The organism is Streptomyces sp. NPDC057474, from assembly GCF_042802555.1.
GTDB lineage: Bacteria > Actinomycetota > Actinomycetes > Streptomycetales > Streptomycetaceae > Streptomyces.
On the sequence record NZ_JBHVDX010000026.1, the window covers coordinates 14213 to 30341 of the forward strand.

At 71.1% G+C, this 16129-nt stretch carries 16 protein-coding genes, 2 pseudogenes and 1 riboswitch; of the genes and pseudogenes, 6 read left to right on the top strand and 12 right to left on the bottom strand.

Annotation, left to right across the window (positions count from 1 at the left end; all coding sequences use genetic code 11):
• Positions 1-3 precede the first annotated feature (3 nt).
• Both ACFU53_RS10400 and ACFU53_RS10405 read right to left on the bottom strand, forming a co-directional pair.
• Positions 4-918: a LysR substrate-binding domain-containing protein gene (locus ACFU53_RS10400; protein ID WP_383988699.1), complete on the bottom strand. Its 915-nt coding sequence runs from the start codon at positions 916-918 to the stop codon at positions 4-6.
• Positions 919-927: 9 nt separating this feature from the next.
• The gene (locus ACFU53_RS10405; protein ID WP_383988702.1) at positions 928-1287 is read right to left on the bottom strand and encodes an ArsR/SmtB family transcription factor; all 360 of its coding nucleotides are present in this window, start codon (positions 1285-1287) and stop codon (positions 928-930) included.
• A gap of 194 nt (positions 1288-1481) precedes the next feature.
• Between ACFU53_RS10405 and ACFU53_RS10410 the strand changes: the two genes are divergently transcribed.
• Positions 1482-2864 carry an MFS transporter gene (locus ACFU53_RS10410; RefSeq protein ID WP_383988705.1) on the top strand — a complete coding sequence of 461 codons (1383 nt, stop codon included), beginning with the start codon at positions 1482-1484 and terminating at the stop codon, positions 2862-2864.
• Between the two features lie 34 nt (positions 2865-2898).
• Here ACFU53_RS10410 and ACFU53_RS10415 read toward each other — a convergent pair whose 3' ends face one another.
• The 6 genes and pseudogenes from ACFU53_RS10415 to urtA all read right to left on the bottom strand — a co-directional run bounded on the left by ACFU53_RS10415 (position 2899) and on the right by urtA (position 8770).
• Positions 2899-3510: a nucleoside deaminase gene (locus tag ACFU53_RS10415; RefSeq protein ID WP_383988708.1), complete on the bottom strand. Its 612-nt coding sequence runs from the start codon at positions 3508-3510 to the stop codon at positions 2899-2901.
• 139 nt (positions 3511-3649) lie between these two features.
• Positions 3650-4342 carry an urea ABC transporter ATP-binding subunit UrtE gene (gene urtE / locus ACFU53_RS10420; protein WP_383988825.1) on the bottom strand — a complete coding sequence of 231 codons (693 nt, stop codon included), beginning with the start codon at positions 4340-4342 and terminating at the stop codon, positions 3650-3652.
• Positions 4343-4566: 224 nt separating this feature from the next.
• Positions 4567-5331 (bottom strand): annotated as a pseudogene (urtD, locus tag ACFU53_RS10425) (urea ABC transporter ATP-binding protein UrtD); the annotation flags it as partial.
• Positions 5328-6470 (bottom strand): urea ABC transporter permease subunit UrtC, encoded by a 1143-nt coding sequence (urtC, locus tag ACFU53_RS10430; protein WP_383988711.1) that lies wholly within the window; start codon positions 6468-6470, stop codon positions 5328-5330. The pseudogene urtD and the gene urtC, both read right to left, overlap by 4 nt.
• Positions 6467-7351 (bottom strand): urea ABC transporter permease subunit UrtB, encoded by an 885-nt coding sequence (gene urtB / locus ACFU53_RS10435; protein WP_383988713.1) that lies wholly within the window; start codon positions 7349-7351, stop codon positions 6467-6469. Before urtB ends, urtC begins: the two co-directional genes overlap by 4 nt.
• 165 nt (positions 7352-7516) lie before the next feature.
• The gene (gene urtA / locus ACFU53_RS10440; RefSeq protein WP_383988716.1) at positions 7517-8770 is read right to left on the bottom strand and encodes an urea ABC transporter substrate-binding protein; all 1254 of its coding nucleotides are present in this window, start codon (positions 8768-8770) and stop codon (positions 7517-7519) included.
• Positions 8771-9030: 260 nt separating this feature from the next.
• On the opposite strand from urtA, the gene ACFU53_RS10445 reads away from it, so the two are divergent.
• Positions 9031-9525: a MarR family winged helix-turn-helix transcriptional regulator gene (locus ACFU53_RS10445; protein WP_383988719.1), complete on the top strand. Its 495-nt coding sequence runs from the start codon at positions 9031-9033 to the stop codon at positions 9523-9525.
• On the opposite strand, the gene ACFU53_RS10450 is transcribed toward ACFU53_RS10445, so the two are convergent.
• The 3 genes and pseudogenes from ACFU53_RS10450 to ACFU53_RS10460 form a co-directional block, all read right to left on the bottom strand.
• A complete protein-coding gene (locus ACFU53_RS10450) occupies positions 9482-10600 on the bottom strand; it encodes a substrate-binding domain-containing protein (RefSeq protein WP_383988722.1) in 1119 nt (372 codons plus the stop codon). The genes ACFU53_RS10445 and ACFU53_RS10450 overlap by 44 nt on opposite strands.
• 112 nt (positions 10601-10712) lie before the next feature.
• A pseudogene (locus ACFU53_RS10455) lies at positions 10713-10937 on the bottom strand (HoxN/HupN/NixA family nickel/cobalt transporter); the annotation flags it as partial.
• Positions 10938-11249: 312 nt separating this feature from the next.
• Positions 11250-11993, bottom strand: a complete 744-nt coding sequence (locus ACFU53_RS10460; RefSeq protein ID WP_383988724.1) for a DUF1775 domain-containing protein — start codon at positions 11991-11993, stop codon at positions 11250-11252.
• A 197-nt stretch (positions 11994-12190) separates the two neighbouring features.
• Positions 12191-12397: riboswitch (cobalamin riboswitch) on the top strand.
• 29 nt (positions 12398-12426) lie between these two features.
• On the opposite strand from ACFU53_RS10460, the gene ACFU53_RS10465 reads away from it, so the two are divergent.
• The 4 genes from ACFU53_RS10465 to ACFU53_RS10480 are packed head-to-tail and all read left to right on the top strand — an operon-like array spanning position 12427 to position 15234.
• A complete protein-coding gene (locus ACFU53_RS10465; protein WP_383988727.1) occupies positions 12427-13140 on the top strand; it encodes an energy-coupling factor ABC transporter permease in 714 nt (237 codons plus the stop codon).
• A complete protein-coding gene (locus ACFU53_RS10470) occupies positions 13137-13607 on the top strand; it encodes an energy-coupling factor ABC transporter substrate-binding protein (protein WP_383988729.1) in 471 nt (156 codons plus the stop codon). The genes ACFU53_RS10465 and ACFU53_RS10470 overlap by 4 nt, the downstream gene beginning before the upstream one ends.
• Positions 13608-13613: 6 nt before the next feature.
• The gene (gene cbiQ / locus ACFU53_RS10475) at positions 13614-14369 is read left to right on the top strand and encodes a cobalt ECF transporter T component CbiQ (RefSeq protein WP_383988732.1); all 756 of its coding nucleotides are present in this window, start codon (positions 13614-13616) and stop codon (positions 14367-14369) included.
• Between the two features lies 1 nt (position 14370).
• Positions 14371-15234, top strand: coding sequence for an energy-coupling factor ABC transporter ATP-binding protein (locus ACFU53_RS10480; protein WP_383988735.1), 864 nt, complete (start codon positions 14371-14373; stop codon positions 15232-15234).
• 29 nt (positions 15235-15263) lie between these two features.
• Here the strand turns inward: ACFU53_RS10480 and ACFU53_RS10485 are convergent, their stop codons facing one another.
• Positions 15264-16124 (bottom strand): amidohydrolase family protein, encoded by an 861-nt coding sequence (locus ACFU53_RS10485; RefSeq protein ID WP_383988828.1) that lies wholly within the window; start codon positions 16122-16124, stop codon positions 15264-15266.
• Positions 16125-16129 lie beyond the last annotated feature (5 nt).

Consider the following 16129-nt stretch of genomic DNA (forward strand, 5'->3'; position numbering starts at 1 on the left):
GCCTCACGTGGTCGCCGTCGTCGACAGAGTCTCGCGCGCGTACTGGGCGAAGGCGAATGCCCGGCGGGTGGGCGGGACGCTCACGGCGTGGGCGATCACGACTCTGATCTCCTCCAACGGGTCGCTGATCGGTACCGACGCCAGCGGCAGGCCCTCGAAACTGGTGGCGGTCGGCCGGCGCTGGATCGGCATCGAGCAGCAGAGGCCGCGGGCGACCAGGCTGTGTACGGCCTCGATGCCGGAGGTGCGGTAACGGATGTTCGGTTTGACGCCGGCGCCGTGCATCCAGCGGTCGGCGTCGGCCGGTGCCGACGGGGCCGCGTAGACGATCAGGGGCTCGTCGGCGAGTTCGGTGAAAGAGACGGCGTCCCGTCCGGCCAGGGGGTGACCGGGCGAAAGGATCACGTACGGCCTGCTCGCCCGCACCGTGGTGCACGACAGGCCCGTCTCGGCGCCGGTCTCGTACAGGAGCGCCAAATCGCAGGCGCCGTCGAGGAGGGACTGCCGGATCTCCTCCTGGGAGCCGTCGACGAAGTGGAGGCCGACGCCGGGGTGGAGCCGGGTGAAGCCGTCGACGAGGGGCGGGATCAGGAACGGGGAGAGGGTGGCGTAGCAGCCGATCGTCAGGCGACCGGCGAGCTGCCCCTCCTCCGCCTCGGCATCGGCCTTCAGGACCTCGGCCCGCGCGAGTACGGCCTGTGCGTGCTCCAGGACCCGGGTGCCGTCCTCGGTGAGGAAGACGCCCTTGGCCCGCCGCCGCACCAGCAGCTGCACGCCGAGCCGGCGCTCCAGGTCGGCGATCGCGGTGGAGAAGCCCGCCTGGGAGCCGTGGCACTGCACGGCTGCGGCACTCATGGAGCCCGTGTTCGCCACGGCCACGGAGTACTCCAGCTGTCCGAGCGAGAAATCAGCGGTCATGGGCCGTCCTCAGTCGTGCGGTGCCTGCCCGCTGACCCTGTGGTCCGCGTGGCTGAGTGCCTCCACGACCAGGCGTCGCAGATGCCCGTCGGCGAGGCTGTAGTAGATGTGACGCCCCTCCCGGCGGGTGTCCACGAGCCCGGCGAGCCGCAGCTTCGCCAGATGCTGGCTGACCGCCGTACGGGACGCCTCGCAGCGGTCGGCCAGTGAGCCGACGTCCGACTCGCCCTGCGCGAGCAGCCACAGCAGATGCAGCCGGGTGGCGTCGGAGAGCATCGCGAACACTCCGGTCGCCTCGGCGAGCCGCGCACTGTCGGGGGCGCGCAGATGCGCACCGGACGCAGGTGACACGGCATGGCGTTCAGGCATGGGCCCAGCGTAGGCGCTCCGCCGGGGGCGCGGGGGTCGTCCGTTGTCTGCGGCTTCGTCGTGACTGGTCGCGCAGTTCTCCGCGCCCCTCCGGGACGCCACCATGCTCGGGGACCATCATGTGCGCAGGTGCGCACATGATGGTTACACTCGGCTGTACAAGCCGCAACGCCACGCCGAGGGGAGCCGTTCGAATGCTCGCCGTTCTGCGCCATCGCGCCTACCGGCGTCTCTTCGCCGCCCAGGTCATCGCCCTGGTGGGCACGGGTCTCGCGACCGTCGCCCTCGGTCTGCTGGCCTATGACCTCGCGGGCGCCGACGCCGGTTCCGTCCTCGGTACTGCTCTCGCGATCAAGATGGTGGCGTACGTGGTGATCGCCCCGGCCGTCGGCGCGGTCGCCGACCGGCTGCCGCGCCGGGCGCTCATGGTGACGGCTGACCTGGTGCGCGCCGGGATCGCCGTGTCCCTGCCGTTCGTCGGCGAGGTCTGGCAGGTGTACGTCCTGGTGTTCCTCCTCCAGTCCGCCTCGGCCGCGTTCACGCCCACGTTCCAGGCCGTCATCCCCGACGTGCTGCCCGAGGAGCGCGACTACACACGGGCGCTGTCGATGTCACGGCTCGCGTACGACCTGGAGAGCCTCTTCTCCCCCGCGCTCGCGGCCGCCCTGCTGTCCGTCATCACCTACAACTGGCTGTTCACCGGCACCGTCCTCGGTTTCCTCGCCTCGGCCGCGCTGGTGGTCTCGACCGCCCTGCCCGAGCGGGCCGCCGCCACCGCCCCGCGCACGGACGGCGCGTACACCAAGGCCACGGCCGGCACCCGCCTCTTCTTCCGCGCCCCCGAACTGCGGGCCCTGCTCGCCCTGAACCTCGCTGTCGCGGCGGCCGGTGCGACGGTGACGGTCAACTCCGTGGTCTACGTCCGCGATGTGCTGGGCCTGTCGGTGGGCGCCGTACCGCTGGCGCTCGGGGCGTACGGGGCCGGGTCGATGGCCGTGGCCCTGGTACTGCCGCGTCTGCTGGACAACATGCCGGACCGGGCGGTGATGCTGCCGGGCGCGCTGTCGCTGACCGTCGTCTTCGCCGGGCTGGGAGTTGTCACGGCCGCGCGGGACGAGAGTTGGCGGCTGCCCGCACTGCTGGTCCTCTGGGCCGCGTTCGGTGCCGCGTGTTCGGCGGTGCTCACCCCGACCGGGCGGCTCGTCCGCCGCTCGGTGGCGCCCGGGGAGCGGACGGCCGCGTTCGCCGCGCAGTTCTCCCTCTCGCACGGCTGCTGGCTGCTGACATACCCCCTGGCCGGGTGGCTGGGAGCGGCGGCCGGGCTCAACTGGGCGGTGCTCGCCCTGGGGTCGATCGCCCTGGGTGCGGCACTGCTGGCCGTACGGCTGTGGCCGGCGCGCTCGACGGCCGACGTGCACGCAGCCCACGCGCCCGCGGCTCACTCGCCGGCGGCTCAGGCGCCCCACGTGCACGCGGACCTCCCCCTCGGACACCCCCATCTGGTGGGCGCCCTGCGCGTCCCGTCGGGCTGGCGGCACAGCCACGGTCACCTCACGGACAAGCTGCACGCACGGTAGGTGGTAGGTAGTGGGGGCGTGAGGTCCGGCCCTATCAGTCGGCGCCACCACGGGCGTTGTAGACCACGACGTCATCGCCGGAGTCGACGGCCTCCCGGTAGTCGCGGAACACCGCGAGCGCCTCGTCGCGGAGGACGTTGTTCACGACCTTGATGCCACGGGCCTCGAACTGCTCGGCCCAGTCGGCGCCGAGCGGACCCTCGTCGAACGTGGTGATCTCCTCCAGCTCCGGGCCTTCGCCGGCGACCACTAGGCCGCGTACCCCGGACCACAGGACGGCGCCGTAACACTGGACGCACGGGCGCCAGTTGACGACCAGCTCGTGGGACGGCAGGCCCTCGCCGCCGAGGTCCCAGCCGCCGGTCGTCCGCTGGGCCAGGCCGAGGGCGACGACCTCGGCGTGGGCGCTGGAGACACCGGTGGTGAGGACGGCGTTCACGCCGACGGAGACGATGCGGCCGGTGTCCTGTTCGGCGACGACGGCCGCGAACGGGCCGCCGTCGCCCTCGCGCCAGTTGCGGTCGGCGAGCCGGTGCACGAGCCGCATACGGTCCTCTCGGTCGGGGACGACCTCGGGCACGTCGGCGAGCTCGTCGTCGATCCAGGCGGGCAGTGTTACGCGGTATTCCTTCACGACCTGGATCACGATCGGGCTTCCTCTCAGACGATTCGACGGGCTCGGGGCGCGCTGTGGGCGGCCAGGGCGGTGTGCCGTGCGGCAAGGTGGGCCCGCCGCCCGCAGCGCCGGTCGGCACACTCGTCAGAGTGACGCCGACGACGAGCCGTCAAACACTGAGCGCCGCCCGGACGGTCCGCTCGGCACCGGTGCCCCCTTCTCCCGAGGAGGTGACCCGGCCCGCCTCCAGCACGTAGTACCGCTCGGCCGCCCGCATGGCGAAGCCCACGTGCTGTTCGACGAGGAGGACGGAGAGGCCGCCTCGGCGGGTCAGGGCGAGGATCGTCTCCTCGATCTCGGCGACCACGGAGGGCTGGATGCCTTCGGTCGGCTCGTCGAGCAGGAGGAGCCTGGGGCGGGTGATCAGGGCGCGGGCGAGGGCGAGCTGCTGGCGCTGGCCGCCGGAGAGGAGACCTGCTCGGCGGCCCGACAGCTCCCGCAGGACGGGGAACAGGTCCACGGCCTCCGCGACCGCATCCTTGCCGTCCGGGCGGCCGTCGGCGACCAGTTGCAGGTTCTCGGCGGTGGTGAGGTGCGGGAAGGACTGCTGGCCCTGGGGGACGTACGCCATGCCCCTGGCCACCCGCTGGTGCGGGGCGAGGTGGGTGATGTCCTCGCCGTCCAGCAGGACCGTCCCGCTCTTCGGCTTGAGCAGGCCCATGGCGGCGCGCAGGAGGGTGCTCTTGCCGGCGCCGTTGTGACCGAGGACGGCCGCGACACCGTCCTTGGGGACGGAGACGGTCACGCCGTGCAGCACGGTCGTGCGGTCGTAGCCGGCCTGGACGGAGTTGATCTCCAGCATGGGCGTCACGCCTCCTCGGCGACGGAAACGGGAGCGGCGACCGGCTCGGAGGCGGTCACGGACGCGGGCTCGGGCTCGGGCTCGGGCGCGGACGCGGGCGCGGATGCGGGCTCGGGCTCGGGCTCGGGCTCGGGCTCGGGCGCGGATGCGGGCGCGGGCGCGGGCGCGGATGCGGGCTCGGGCTCGGGCTCGGGCTCGGGCGCGGATGCGGGCGCGGGCGCGGACGCGGGCGCGGGCTCGGGCTCGGGCGCGGGCTCGGGCGCGCGGCCGAGGTAGACCTCCTGGACCTTGGCGTCGGCCTGGACCTCGGTGACGGAGCCCTCGCTGAGGACCTTGCCGGCGTGCAGGACGGTGACACTGCGGGCGTAGGAGCGCATGAAGTCCATGTCGTGCTCGATGACGACGACCGTGTGGTCCACGCTGACGCCCCGCAACAGCTCGCCCGTGGCCTCGCGTTCGTCATGGCTCATACCGGCGACCGGCTCGTCGAGCAACAGCAGTTTCACGTCCTGGACGAGCAGCATGCCGATCTCCAGCCACTGCTTCTGGCCGTGTGCCAGGACACCCGCCGGGCGGTCACGCAGTTCCGTCAGACCGGTGGTCTCCAGGGCCCTGGTCACCGCCTCCGGCACGCTCTTGCGGCGCCGGAGCAGCGTCAGCGGGCCGCGTCCGGCACCCGCCGCGATGTCGAGGTTCTGCAGGACGGTCAGCTCTTCGAAGACCGTGGCCGTCTGGAACGTACGGCCGATGCCCCTGCGGGCGATCCTGTGCACCGGCTTGCCGATGAGCTCCTCGCCGCCGAAGCGGACCGATCCGGTGGCCTTCACCAGTCCGGTGACCGCGTCGACGAGGGTGGTCTTGCCGGCGCCGTTCGGGCCGATGAGGAAGCGCAGGTCGCCGGGGCGGATGTCGAGGTCCACGCCGTCGACGGCCTTGAAGCCGTCGAACGTCACCCGCAGGTCGCGAACCGTCAGTCCCTCGCCGCTCATGCCGTTCCTCCTGTCGGAACCGTGGTCGGGGTCGGGGTCGTGGGGGTGCGGCGCCTGCGCACCACGCTCGCCAGGGACGCCAGGCCGCCGGGCAGGAAGCCGACCGCCAGCACGAACAGCAGGCCCCGGAGGTAGGTCCAGGCGGCCGGGAAGGCGTCGGAGAGGGTGCTCTGCGCCCAGGCCACCGCGATCGCGCCGAGTACGGCGCCCACCAGGGAGGCCCGGCCGCCCACCGCCGCGCCGATGACGAAGCCGATGGACGGGACGACGCCGATCAGGGCCGGGGAGATGATCCCGACCGCCGGGACGAAGAGGGCGCCGGCGAGGCCCGCCATGCCCGCTGCCACGACGTACGCGACGAGCTTGACGTTGGCGGGGTCGTAGCCGAGGAAGCGGACGCGCTCCTCGGAGTCCCGTACGGCGACGAGGAGTTCGCCGTAGCGGCTGACGAACAGCTGGCGGGCGGCGGCCATCAGCAGCAGGAGCACGGCGGCGATGACGAAGTACACCATCCGCTGGTTGACGGGGTCGTTGAGGTCGTAGCCGAAGAAGCCCTGGATGTCGGTGAGGCCGTTGGTGCCGCCGGTGGTGGCCTGCTGGCCGACGAGCCAGATGGCGAGGGCGGCGGCCAGCGCCTGGCTGAGGATCGCGAAGTACGCGCCCTTCACCCGGCGGCGGAAGACGAAGAATCCGAGCAGCGCGGCGACCGCCATCGGCAGCAGGACGGTCATGGCGAGGGCGAAGAGCGGGTTGGTGAAGGGCTGCCACCACCAGGGCAGGGTGTCGCCGGTGCCGTAGAGCTGCATGAAGTCGGGCAGCGTCTGGCCGGTGTCCGCCGCGTCGGCGAGCTTGAGGTGCATGGCCATGGCGTAGCCGCCGAGGCCGAAGAACACGCCCTGGCCGAGGACGAGCAGTCCGCCGCGGCCCCAGGCGAGGCTCACGCCGACCGCCACGATGGCGTAACACAGGTACTTGGCGAGGAGGTTGAGCCGGAAGTCGGAGAGGGCGAGCGGGGCGACGCCGATCAGCAGGACGGCACCGAGGAGGAAGGCGCCGGGTACGCGGAAGCGGTCCAGGAGGGATGGCGACGGCTCTGCCACGGGAGCCGTCTTCTCGGGAGAGGTCGTTGTCGTCGTCATGCCAGGCTCCGGGTGCGCAGGGTGTACAGGCCCTGGGGTCGCCACTGCAGGAAGGCGACGATCGCCACGAGCACGATGACCTTGGCGACGCTGACCGTCGTCGAGTACTCCAGCACGGACTGCAGGACGCCGAGGGCGAAGGCGGTGATGACGCTGCCCTTGAGCTGGGCGACGCCGCCGACGACCACGACCAGGAAGGCGTCGACGATGTAGTTGGTGCCCATCGTCGGGCCGATCGGTCCGACCAGGGTGAGCGCGACACCGGCCACGCCCGCGAGGCCCGAGCCGATGAAGAACGTCGTACGGTCCACGCGCTCGGTCGCGATGCCGGACACCTCGGCGAGGTCCCGGTTCTGCACGACGGCCCGGATACGGCGCCCCAGCGGGGTCAGCCGCAGGATCAGGGTGAGGCCGAGGACGCACAGGAGGGCGAGGCCGAGGATGAACAGCCGGTTGTTGGCGAAGGTGATGCCGCCGACCGAGATGTTGCCGGTGAGCAGGTCCGGGGCGCGGGTCTGGACGTTCGGGGCGCCGAAGATGTCACGGGCCAGCTGCTGGAGCATCAGGGAGACGCCCCAGGTGACCAGCAGGGTGTCCAAGGGTCTTGTGTAGAGACGCCGGATGAGGAGCCATTCGAGCAGCGCGCCCATGGTTCCGGCGACGAGGAAGGCGACGGGCAGGGCGACGAGGAGGGAGGCGCCGGCGCCGCTGATGGACTTCTGCAGTACGTACGTGGTGTAGGCACCGGCCATGATGAACTCGCCGTGCGCCATGTTGATCACGCCCATCTGACCGAACGTCAGGGTCAGACCGAGCGCGATGAGCAGGAGGACGGCTCCGATGCTGATGCCGGTGAAGGACTGGTTGAGGACGACCGTCATTGAGCGGCTCCGGGTCGGGGGACGGGTTGTTCGGCGGGTGCGGGTGGGATGTGGTTGCTCGCGCCCACGCGGCGGAGCCGTATATGTCACCGCCCCGCACCCCTCAGAAAGCAGGGGCTGCGCCCCGTGTTTCTTGCTTTTCAGGGGTGCGGGGAACCGTCGGAATCACGAAAGGCCGGCGGCCCAGTCATAGCCCTTCAGATAGGGATCCGGCTCGATCGGCTTGCCGGAGTTCCAGACCTCCTGGATCAGGCCGTCCGAGCCGATCCTGCCGATACGGGCGGTCTTGTAGACGTGCTGGGTGGCGCCGTCGACGGTGACCTTGCCCTCGGGGGCGTCGAGTTCGATACCGCCGGAAACCTTCTTCACCTTCGCCACGTCGAAGGAGCCGGCCTTCTCGACCATCTCCTTCCAGAGGTGGACGGAGATGTACGCGGCCTCCATCGGGTCGCTGGTCGGCTTGTCCTTGCCGTAGGCGGCCTGGTAGGCCTCCACGAACTTCGTGTTGGCGGCGCCCGGGGTGGTCTCGTAGTAGTTCCAGGCGGTCAACTGGCCCTCCAGGTACTGGGTGCCGATGCTCTTGACCTCCTCCTCGGCGATCGACACCGAAAGGACCGGCAGGCTTTTCGCGCTGAGCCCGGCGGACTTGTACTCCTTGAAGAAGGCCACGTTGCTGTCGCCGTTGAGGGTGTTGAAGACGGCGTCCGCGCCGGCGTCCTTGACCTTGTTGACGATGGTGCTGAACTCGGTGGAGCCGAGCGGCGCGTAGTCCTCGCCGACCACCTTCATGCCCTGGGCCTCCGCGTACGCCTTGATGATCTTGTTGGCGGTGCGCGGGAAGACGTAGTCGCTGCCCACCAGGTAAAGCCGCGTCAGGCCCTGCTTCTTGAGGTAGTCCAGGGCGGGCACGATCTGCTGGTTGGTGGTGGCGCCGATGTAGAAGATGTACGGGGACTGTTCCAGGCCCTCGTACTGCACGGGGTAGAACAGGAGCGACTTGTAGCGCTCGAAGACCGGCTTGACGGCCTTGCGGCTGGCGGAGGTCCAGCAGCCGAAGGTGGCGACCACCTTGTCGTCGGTGATCAGGGCCTCCGCCTTCTCGGCGAAGGTCGGCCAGTCGGAGGCGCCGTCCTGGCTGATGGGCTTCAGCTTCTTGCCCAGGACGCCACCGGCGGCGTTGATCTCCTTCACCGCGAGCAGCAGCGCGTTGTGCACGGTGACCTCGCTGATGGCCATGGTGCCCGAGAGCGAGTTCAGCAGACCCACCTTGACGGTGTCGCCGGTGGTGTCCGCCTTCGCTCCGGGGGCCGAGGACGTGCCGGTGCCGGTCTTGGCGCCGCACGCGCTGAGGGCGGCGGTCGTGCCGAGCGCCGACGCGCCCGCGAGGAGACCGCGTCTGCTGATGCTGAGGCCGGACATGCAATACCTCCTTGCCCACGAAGGGCGTTTCGAAGAGGGAGCGGAAGTGCGTCCACAGCCTGCGAGTCAAACGTTTCCCTCGCGTTTCAGGGCAATTGAAGAACAGTTTCCAGGGGAAGCATTTTCCGAGGTGAAGAAAGATTTATCGCTTCCTGCGGAAAGGACGTGATTCCTGAATTCCGCTGTCCGGAGCGCGGTGATCGAAGGTAGGCTCCGGGCATCCCCGTCGCGGGGCGTGTGAACGCGAGTTGAGGAGTGCGATGGCGAGGCGACCCGAGGAACTGCTCCACCTGCTGACCCGGGCCGAGCGCCTCTCCGTACGTCGAGTCCAGTCCCTGCTCGACGAGTTCGACTGCTCCGTCGAGGCGTGGCGGGTCCTCGACCTGCTCTCCGACGGGCAGGGCCACAACATGACGGCCCTCGCCGAACACGCCTTCCTGCCGGCTCCGAGCCTGACCAAGCTGATCGACCAACTCGTCGACCAGAACCTGGTCTTCCGCCGAGTCGACCCCACCGACCGGCGCCGCGTCCTCGCCCACCTCACCCCGCGCGGTAGGGAGCGATGGCAGCTGCTCACCCGCGAAGTACGCGCCGACTGGGCCGAGTTAGAGTCGCCGCTGACCGACGAGGACGGGAAGCGGCTGGAACTCCTGCTGGACCGACTGGCCCGGACCCTGGAGGACGGCGGAACCGCCGACGGTCAGGGCAAGGTCAACGCAGGTCGTGCGGAGCGCGCAGCTGGGCGAGGACGTTGAAGTCGTATCCGTCCGCCTGCGCGAGGTAGATGCGCTGGCGCACATGCCGCCCGTCCAGGCTCAGCAGACCGCGCGGCCCCTCGTACGAGACGGTGTCGGCGGCCGCCCCGATCGCGGTCACGTCCAGGGCGCGCGCCCGCTCGACGAGCGCGGCGAGCAGCAGGACGCCCTCGTAGCAGGACTCGCCGAGGCTGCCCGGGGTCGGCGCCTCCAGGCCGAAGCGGCCGGCGTACTGGCCGTGGAAGTCCAGGGTGTTCTGGTCGGCCAGCGACGCGAAGAACCCGGCCGTGCTGTAGAGATCGAGGGTGGCCTCGGGGCCGCTGCCGATCAGCATGTTCTCGTCCATCAGCGTGCTCAGCCGCAGACATCGCCGGTCGAGCCCGGAGGCGGCGAAGGCCCGGTTGAAGCGGACCGCGTCGCTGCCGACCAGGAGCATCAGGACCCCGTCGGCGTCGGCCCGCTCGATACGTCGCAGTACGTCTTCGAAGTCCTCGGTACCGAGCGGCAGATACGCCTCACCGCAGACCCGGCCCCGGCACTCGCGGGCGTAGCCCCGGGCCGCCCGCGCGGTGTGCCGGGGCCACACGTAGTTGTTGCCGACGACGAACCAGCGGCGCACGCCACGGGACTCGGCGAGCAGCCGCATCGCGGGCAGCAGCTGCCAGGAGGGCGTCTCGCTCGTCATGAAGACGCCCTCGGTGCGCTCCCCGCCCTCGTACAGGGCCGTGTACACGTACGGCACCCGGTGCGCGACGCGGGGGGCCACCGCCTGCCGGACGGAGGAGATGTGCCAGCCGGTGACGCCCTGCACCGCGCCCGAGGCGACCAGGGCCTCGACGTCCTCGGCGACCCGCCGCGGCTCGGCCCCGCCGTCGACCTCGATCAGCCGCAGCTCCCTGCCCAGCACTCCCCCGGCCTTGTTGACCTCCTCGGCGGCCAGCCGGGCGCACGCCCCGCAGGTGGGGCCGAAGATACCGGCGGGCCCCTGCATCGGGTACACGAGCGCCACGTTCAGGGTCGAGTCGTCGGCCGTGACCCACTCGGGGGTGTGGAGGCGGGGCGGTGGCCGATTCATGGCCTCATGATGGCGTGATCGTCATCGGCGCCCCAGGCGGTGCCACGGATCGAGACCGATTCGTAGGCCGGGGCCGAGGCCAGGTCATGACTTCGGGGTCGCGGGTGGATGTTCAGCGTGTCGTCCACTTCTCCTCGATCCGCCCGAACCGCCACACCAGCAGGGGGACCGCCCAGGTGACGAAGAACAGGCCGACGACGACATAGCCGATGGCGTCGAGGGCGAGGCCGTAGACCCACTCCCAGAACGTGCCGCGCAGATGCGCCTTCTCGGCGACGAGACCGAGCAGTTCGACCGTGCCGATGACGAGAGCGACGGCCACCGAGAGGCCGGTGATGCCTGCCCCAGTCCTCCCCGACCGGGACTTCACCCCCGTCCCCGGCACTGCGTCCCCACTCGGAATGGCAGTGCCAGAGCCTGGGCGGAAGCTGCCCGCCGCGACCAGCGCAGGGATACGCCGGAGACCCGGCGCACCCGCTACCGCCGGGTTCCATGGGCTGCGCGCTGCTGGAGCGACGGGTCTGAGCCCATGGTGAGGTTCTCGTCGGCCCAGAGATCCTTCAGGCCGAAGACGTGGCCGGCCTCATGAGTGGCCACACGCCGCGAAGGTCGATCTCACCCACACGACTGCTGGCCGGCTTGGAGCAGGTCAGGCGGTCCCGCCCCGGCGCGACCGGAACCACCACACGCCGCCGCCGAGCGCGAGGAGGACGGCGGCACCGATGCCGAGGGGCACAGCGAGGGAGACACCGTCGTCGCCGTCGCCGCTGTCCGCCGCGGGCTCCGCCGACGGCGTGGCGGTCTTGGCACTCGTCTCGGGTGAGGGCGAGGGGGACGCCGTGGTGGGTTCTTCCGAAGGGGTGGGGCTCACGACTTCGGCGCCGGGCGCGGCTGCCTTCAGGTCCAGGCGGGGTGCCGGGTGACCGTGGCCGTGGCCGTCCCCTTCGGATTCCTCCTCCAGCTCGATCCAGCGGTCCACCTTGCCGTCGCTGTACGACTGGAGGGTCTTGAAGACCAGCGACTTGGCGTCGGGCAACTGCCGTACGGTGACGACGTACTCGACGTCCTCCCCCACCGCGAGTTTCGCGCCCGACACGGTGTAGCCCCGGCTGGTGGGGGCGAACTTCCAGCCGTCCGGGCCCTCTTTGTAGGTGATGTCGGCGGGGACCATGCCCTCGGGCAGGATCACCTCCAGCTTGGTGATGCCGGCGGAGGAGGACTCCGACTCCGCGGAGAAGGTCAGTTCGACGTTCTGGTCGAGGGACCGGGCGCCCTCCGCCTCGACCTCCGCGTGGGCCGCGGCCGGTCCCGCGGTCGCGACGGCTACCGCGAACGCGGCTGCGGTGAGAACGCCGAGACGGCGCGAACTGCGTACCAAGGTCGGGCGGTGCACTGCGGACTCCCCTGTGCCGACGGCGTGAAGCTGAATTCAAGCGCAGGGCGGGACCTGTGGCCAAGGACGACCACCTGTACGAGCGGTTCCGGCCATCTGCCGTCTTCGCGAGTTCGCTCGTGTGCGGCGTGGGGGCGGTGGGGCGTGTGCCGTGGTGTGAGCTGTTCCACGGCGCCCGCGCGCCCCTCGTCTCGGCTTGTCAGCGCCCTTATGTGGGCACTACTGTCACCACGCCTTGGTGAACGGGAAATCCGGTGTCATGCCGGTGCGGCCCTCGCCACTGTGATCGGGAAGTCCGGCTCCAGTCCTCACGGACAGCCACTGGGTCCTTGTGACCCGGGAAGGCGGAGCACGGGCGGTGGTACCCGTAAGCCAGGAGACCGGCCAAGGCGCGTCAACCATCCACGAGGTGCTGGAGAGGGTCTGCTGAGCCATGCACATAGCCGAGGGTTTCCTTCCTCCGGCGCACGCGATCGCCTGGAGTGTCGCGTCCGCGCCGTTCGTCGTCCACGGAGTCCGAGCACTCACCCGTGAGGTCAAGGAGCATCCCGAGAGCACGCTGCTGCTCGGCGCTTCGGGGGCCTTCACCTTCGTCCTGTCCGCGCTGAAACTGCCGTCGGTCACCGGGAGTTGCTCCCACCCCACCGGCACCGGACTGGGCGCCATCCTGTTCCGGCCACCGATCATGGCGGTCCTTGGCACCATCACCCTGCTCTTCCAGGCCCTGCTGCTCGCGCACGGCGGCCTGACCACGCTCGGCGCCAACGTCTTCTCGATGGCGATCGTCGGCCCCTGGGCGGGTTACGGCATCTACCGGCTGCTGTGGCGGTTCGACGTACCGCTGATGGTCACGGTGTTCTTCGGCGCGTTCGTCGCCGACCTGGTCACCTACTGCGTCACCAGCGTGCAACTGGCGCTCGCGTTCCCCGACCCGAGCAGCGGCTTCCTGGGCGCGCTCGGCAAGTTCGGCTCCATCTTCGCCGTCACCCAGATCCCGCTCGCCGTGAGTGAGGGTCTCCTCACGGTGCTGGTGATGCGTCTGCTGGTGCAGTCGAGCAAGGGTGAACTGACCCGGCTCGGCGTGCTCCTGGCCGGCAGGCGCAACCGCACCGAGACCGAGACCGAGAGCGAGGCGGTGGCCCGATGAACCGGAACACGAAGATCAACGCCCTGCTGCTGCTCGTCGTGGCCGCGCTCGCCGTCCTGCCGCTGGCCCTCGGCCTCGGCGACCACAAGGAAGAGCCCTTCGCGGGCGCCGACGCCGAGGCGGAGACCGCGATCACGGAGCTCAAGCCGGACTACGAACCGTGGTTCTCCCCCCTGTACGAGCCGCCGTCCGGCGAGATCGAGTCGGCGCTGTTCGCCCTGCAGGCCGCGCTCGGCGCGGGCGTCCTCGCCTACTACTTCGGTATCCACCGGGGCCGGCGCCAAGGCGAGGCACGAGCCCGGGCACAGCTGAACGGGGCCGGGGACGCCACCACGGCCGAGGCGGCCGAGGCGGTTCCGGTGAGCGTGGCGGCGACCACCACGGCAACCGCGACGGCCTCGAAGGGCGCGACCGGCGACGAGGGCTCGTCCGGTGGTTCCGGGGAGTCCCCCGCCGGGCGGGTCTGAGCCCGCGTGCTGCCGATCGACGCGGCGGCGCACAGCAGTCGCTGGCGCCACCGCCATCCCGTGGACAAGGCCGTGCTCGGGCTCGGCCTCACCGTGCTCGCGATCTCCCTGCCGCCCTGGCCCGGCGCGGCCCTGGTCCTGCTGACCGCGCTCGCCGTGCTGCTGGGCCCGGCGGGCGTGCCCGGCCGCCGACTGTGGCGTGCCTACCGGGTGCCGTTGGGTTTCTGCGTGACCGGCGCGCTGCCGCTGCTCGTCCAGGTCGGTGGGCCCGGCGGGTTCGTGACCCTGGCCGAGGGCGGACCGGTCCGCGCCGGGGAGCTGCTGCTGCGCACCTCGGCCGCCTCCCTCGGCGTCCTCCTGTTCGCCTTCACCACGCCCATGTCGGATCTGCTGCCGCGCCTGGTGAAGGCCGGGGTGCCCGCACCGGTCGTGGACGTCGCGCTGGTCACGTACCGCATGAGCTTTCTGCTCCTGGACTCCGTGCGCCGGATCCGGGAGGCGCAGGCGGCCCGGCTGGGGCACACCACGCGGGCCGCCACCTGGCGTTCACTCGCCGGTCTTGGCGCCACCGCGTTCGTGCGGGCCTTCGACCGGGCGGCACGGCTGCAGACCGGGCTCGCCGGGCGGGGGTACGACGGCACCCTGCGCGTCCTGGTGCCCGAGGCCCGGATCTCCGCCCGCTTCACCGTGGCCGCCGTCGCCCTCCTCACGGCCGTGGCCACCCTCACCTTCGTACTGGATTCGTCCTGGAAAGGCCGCTGACATGAGCGAGCCCGTGCTGGTCGCCCTGCGGGGCGCGTCCTTCGCGTACGAGGACGGTCCGGCCGTGCTCAGCGATCTCGACTTCGAGGTGCACGAGGGGCGCGCGCTCGCCCTGCTGGGCCGCAACGGCAGCGGCAAGACCACGCTGATGCGGCTGCTCAGCGGCGGGCTGCGGCCCCGTACGGGCGAGTTGGCGGTCGAGGGGCAGCGGGTGACGTACGACCGGAGAGGCCTGACCCGGCTCCGTACGACGGTCCAGCTGGTCGTCCAGGACCCGGACGACCAGCTCTTCGCGGCGTCCGTCGCGCAGGACGTGTCGTTCGGCCCGCTGAACCTCGGGCTCCCCGACGCACAGGTGCGGGCCCGGGTGGACGAGGCGCTCGGCGCGCTCGGCATCGGCGCCCTCGCCGACCGGCCCACCCATCTGCTCTCCTACGGCCAGCGCAAGCGGACCGCCATCGCCGGCGCGGTCGCGATGCGGCCCCGGGTCCTGATCCTCGACGAACCGACCGCCGGGCTCGACCCCGACGGACAGGAACGGCTCCTCGCCACCCTGGACGAGCTGCGCCGGTCCGGCACCACCGTCGTGATGGCCACCCACGACGTCGACCTCGCCCTGCGCTGGGCCGACGACGCGGCGCTGCTCACTCCGTCCGGCGCGCGCACGGGCCCGGTGGCCGCGATGCTCGCCCGCACGGATCTCCTCCAGCAGGCGGGGCTACGGCTCCCCTGGGGCATAGCGGTCGCTCAACTGCTGCGCGAGCAGGGGCTGTTGACCAATGAGGAGCCCGGTCCACGCACGCCGGAGGAGCTGGCCGCCATGGCGAAGGCACGCGTCGCTCCCCCTGTACCGGCCGACGGCTGACACACCTGGGAGTCTTCGGCGAGGCCGCGTCAGATCCGCAGGCCGTAGGTACGGATCGCGGTGCCCGCGAAGACCTCTTGGTCTTCGGCCGGACTCAGTGCGGGCAGCAACGACTCTGCCACGTCGATGACTTCGACGTAGTCGGAGGCGAGCCGGCAGACGGGCCAGTCGGAGCCGTACATCAGCCGCTCGGGACCGAAGGTGTCCAGCACGGTGTCGGCGTACGGGACAAGGTCCGCGACGGACCAGGAGTTCCAGTCCGCCTCCGTGACCAGGCCGGAGAGCTTGCACACGGTGTTCGGCAGGGCGGCGAGCCGCCGTATCTCCCCCGCCCACGGCTCCAGTTCGCCGGAGGCGATGGGCGGCTTGCCCAAGTGGTCCAGGACGAAGGTGAGTTCGGGTAGCCGGGCCGCCGCCTCCACGGCGGCCGGGAGCTGGTGGGGTTTGACCAGGAGGTCGTAGACGAGTCCCGCTTCGGCGACTGCGGCCAGGCCACGCAGAACGTCCGGGCGTACCAGCCAGCGCGGGTCGGGTTCGCCCTGCACCTGGTGGCGGATGCCCACCAGATACTCGCCGCCGGGCCCTTCGCGCAGTTCGGCAAGGGTCTCGGCGGCGCCGGGCGACGTGAGGTCGGTCCAGCCGACGACCCCGGCGACCAGGTCGCTGCCGGCGGCCAGGGCCAGGAACTCGGGGGTCTCCTCGGGCACGGTGATCGTCTGTACCAGCACGCTGGCGGCGACGCCGACGAATCGTGCCGCCGCCTCCAGCTCTCGGAGGGTGAAGTCGCGCCGCAGCGGCGCGAGTTCGGGGCCGGTGATCCAGTTCTGGTCGCGGACGGAGAGGTCCCAGACGTGGTGGTGGGCGTCGACGATCAAGGGGTGAGCGTCCACGTCGG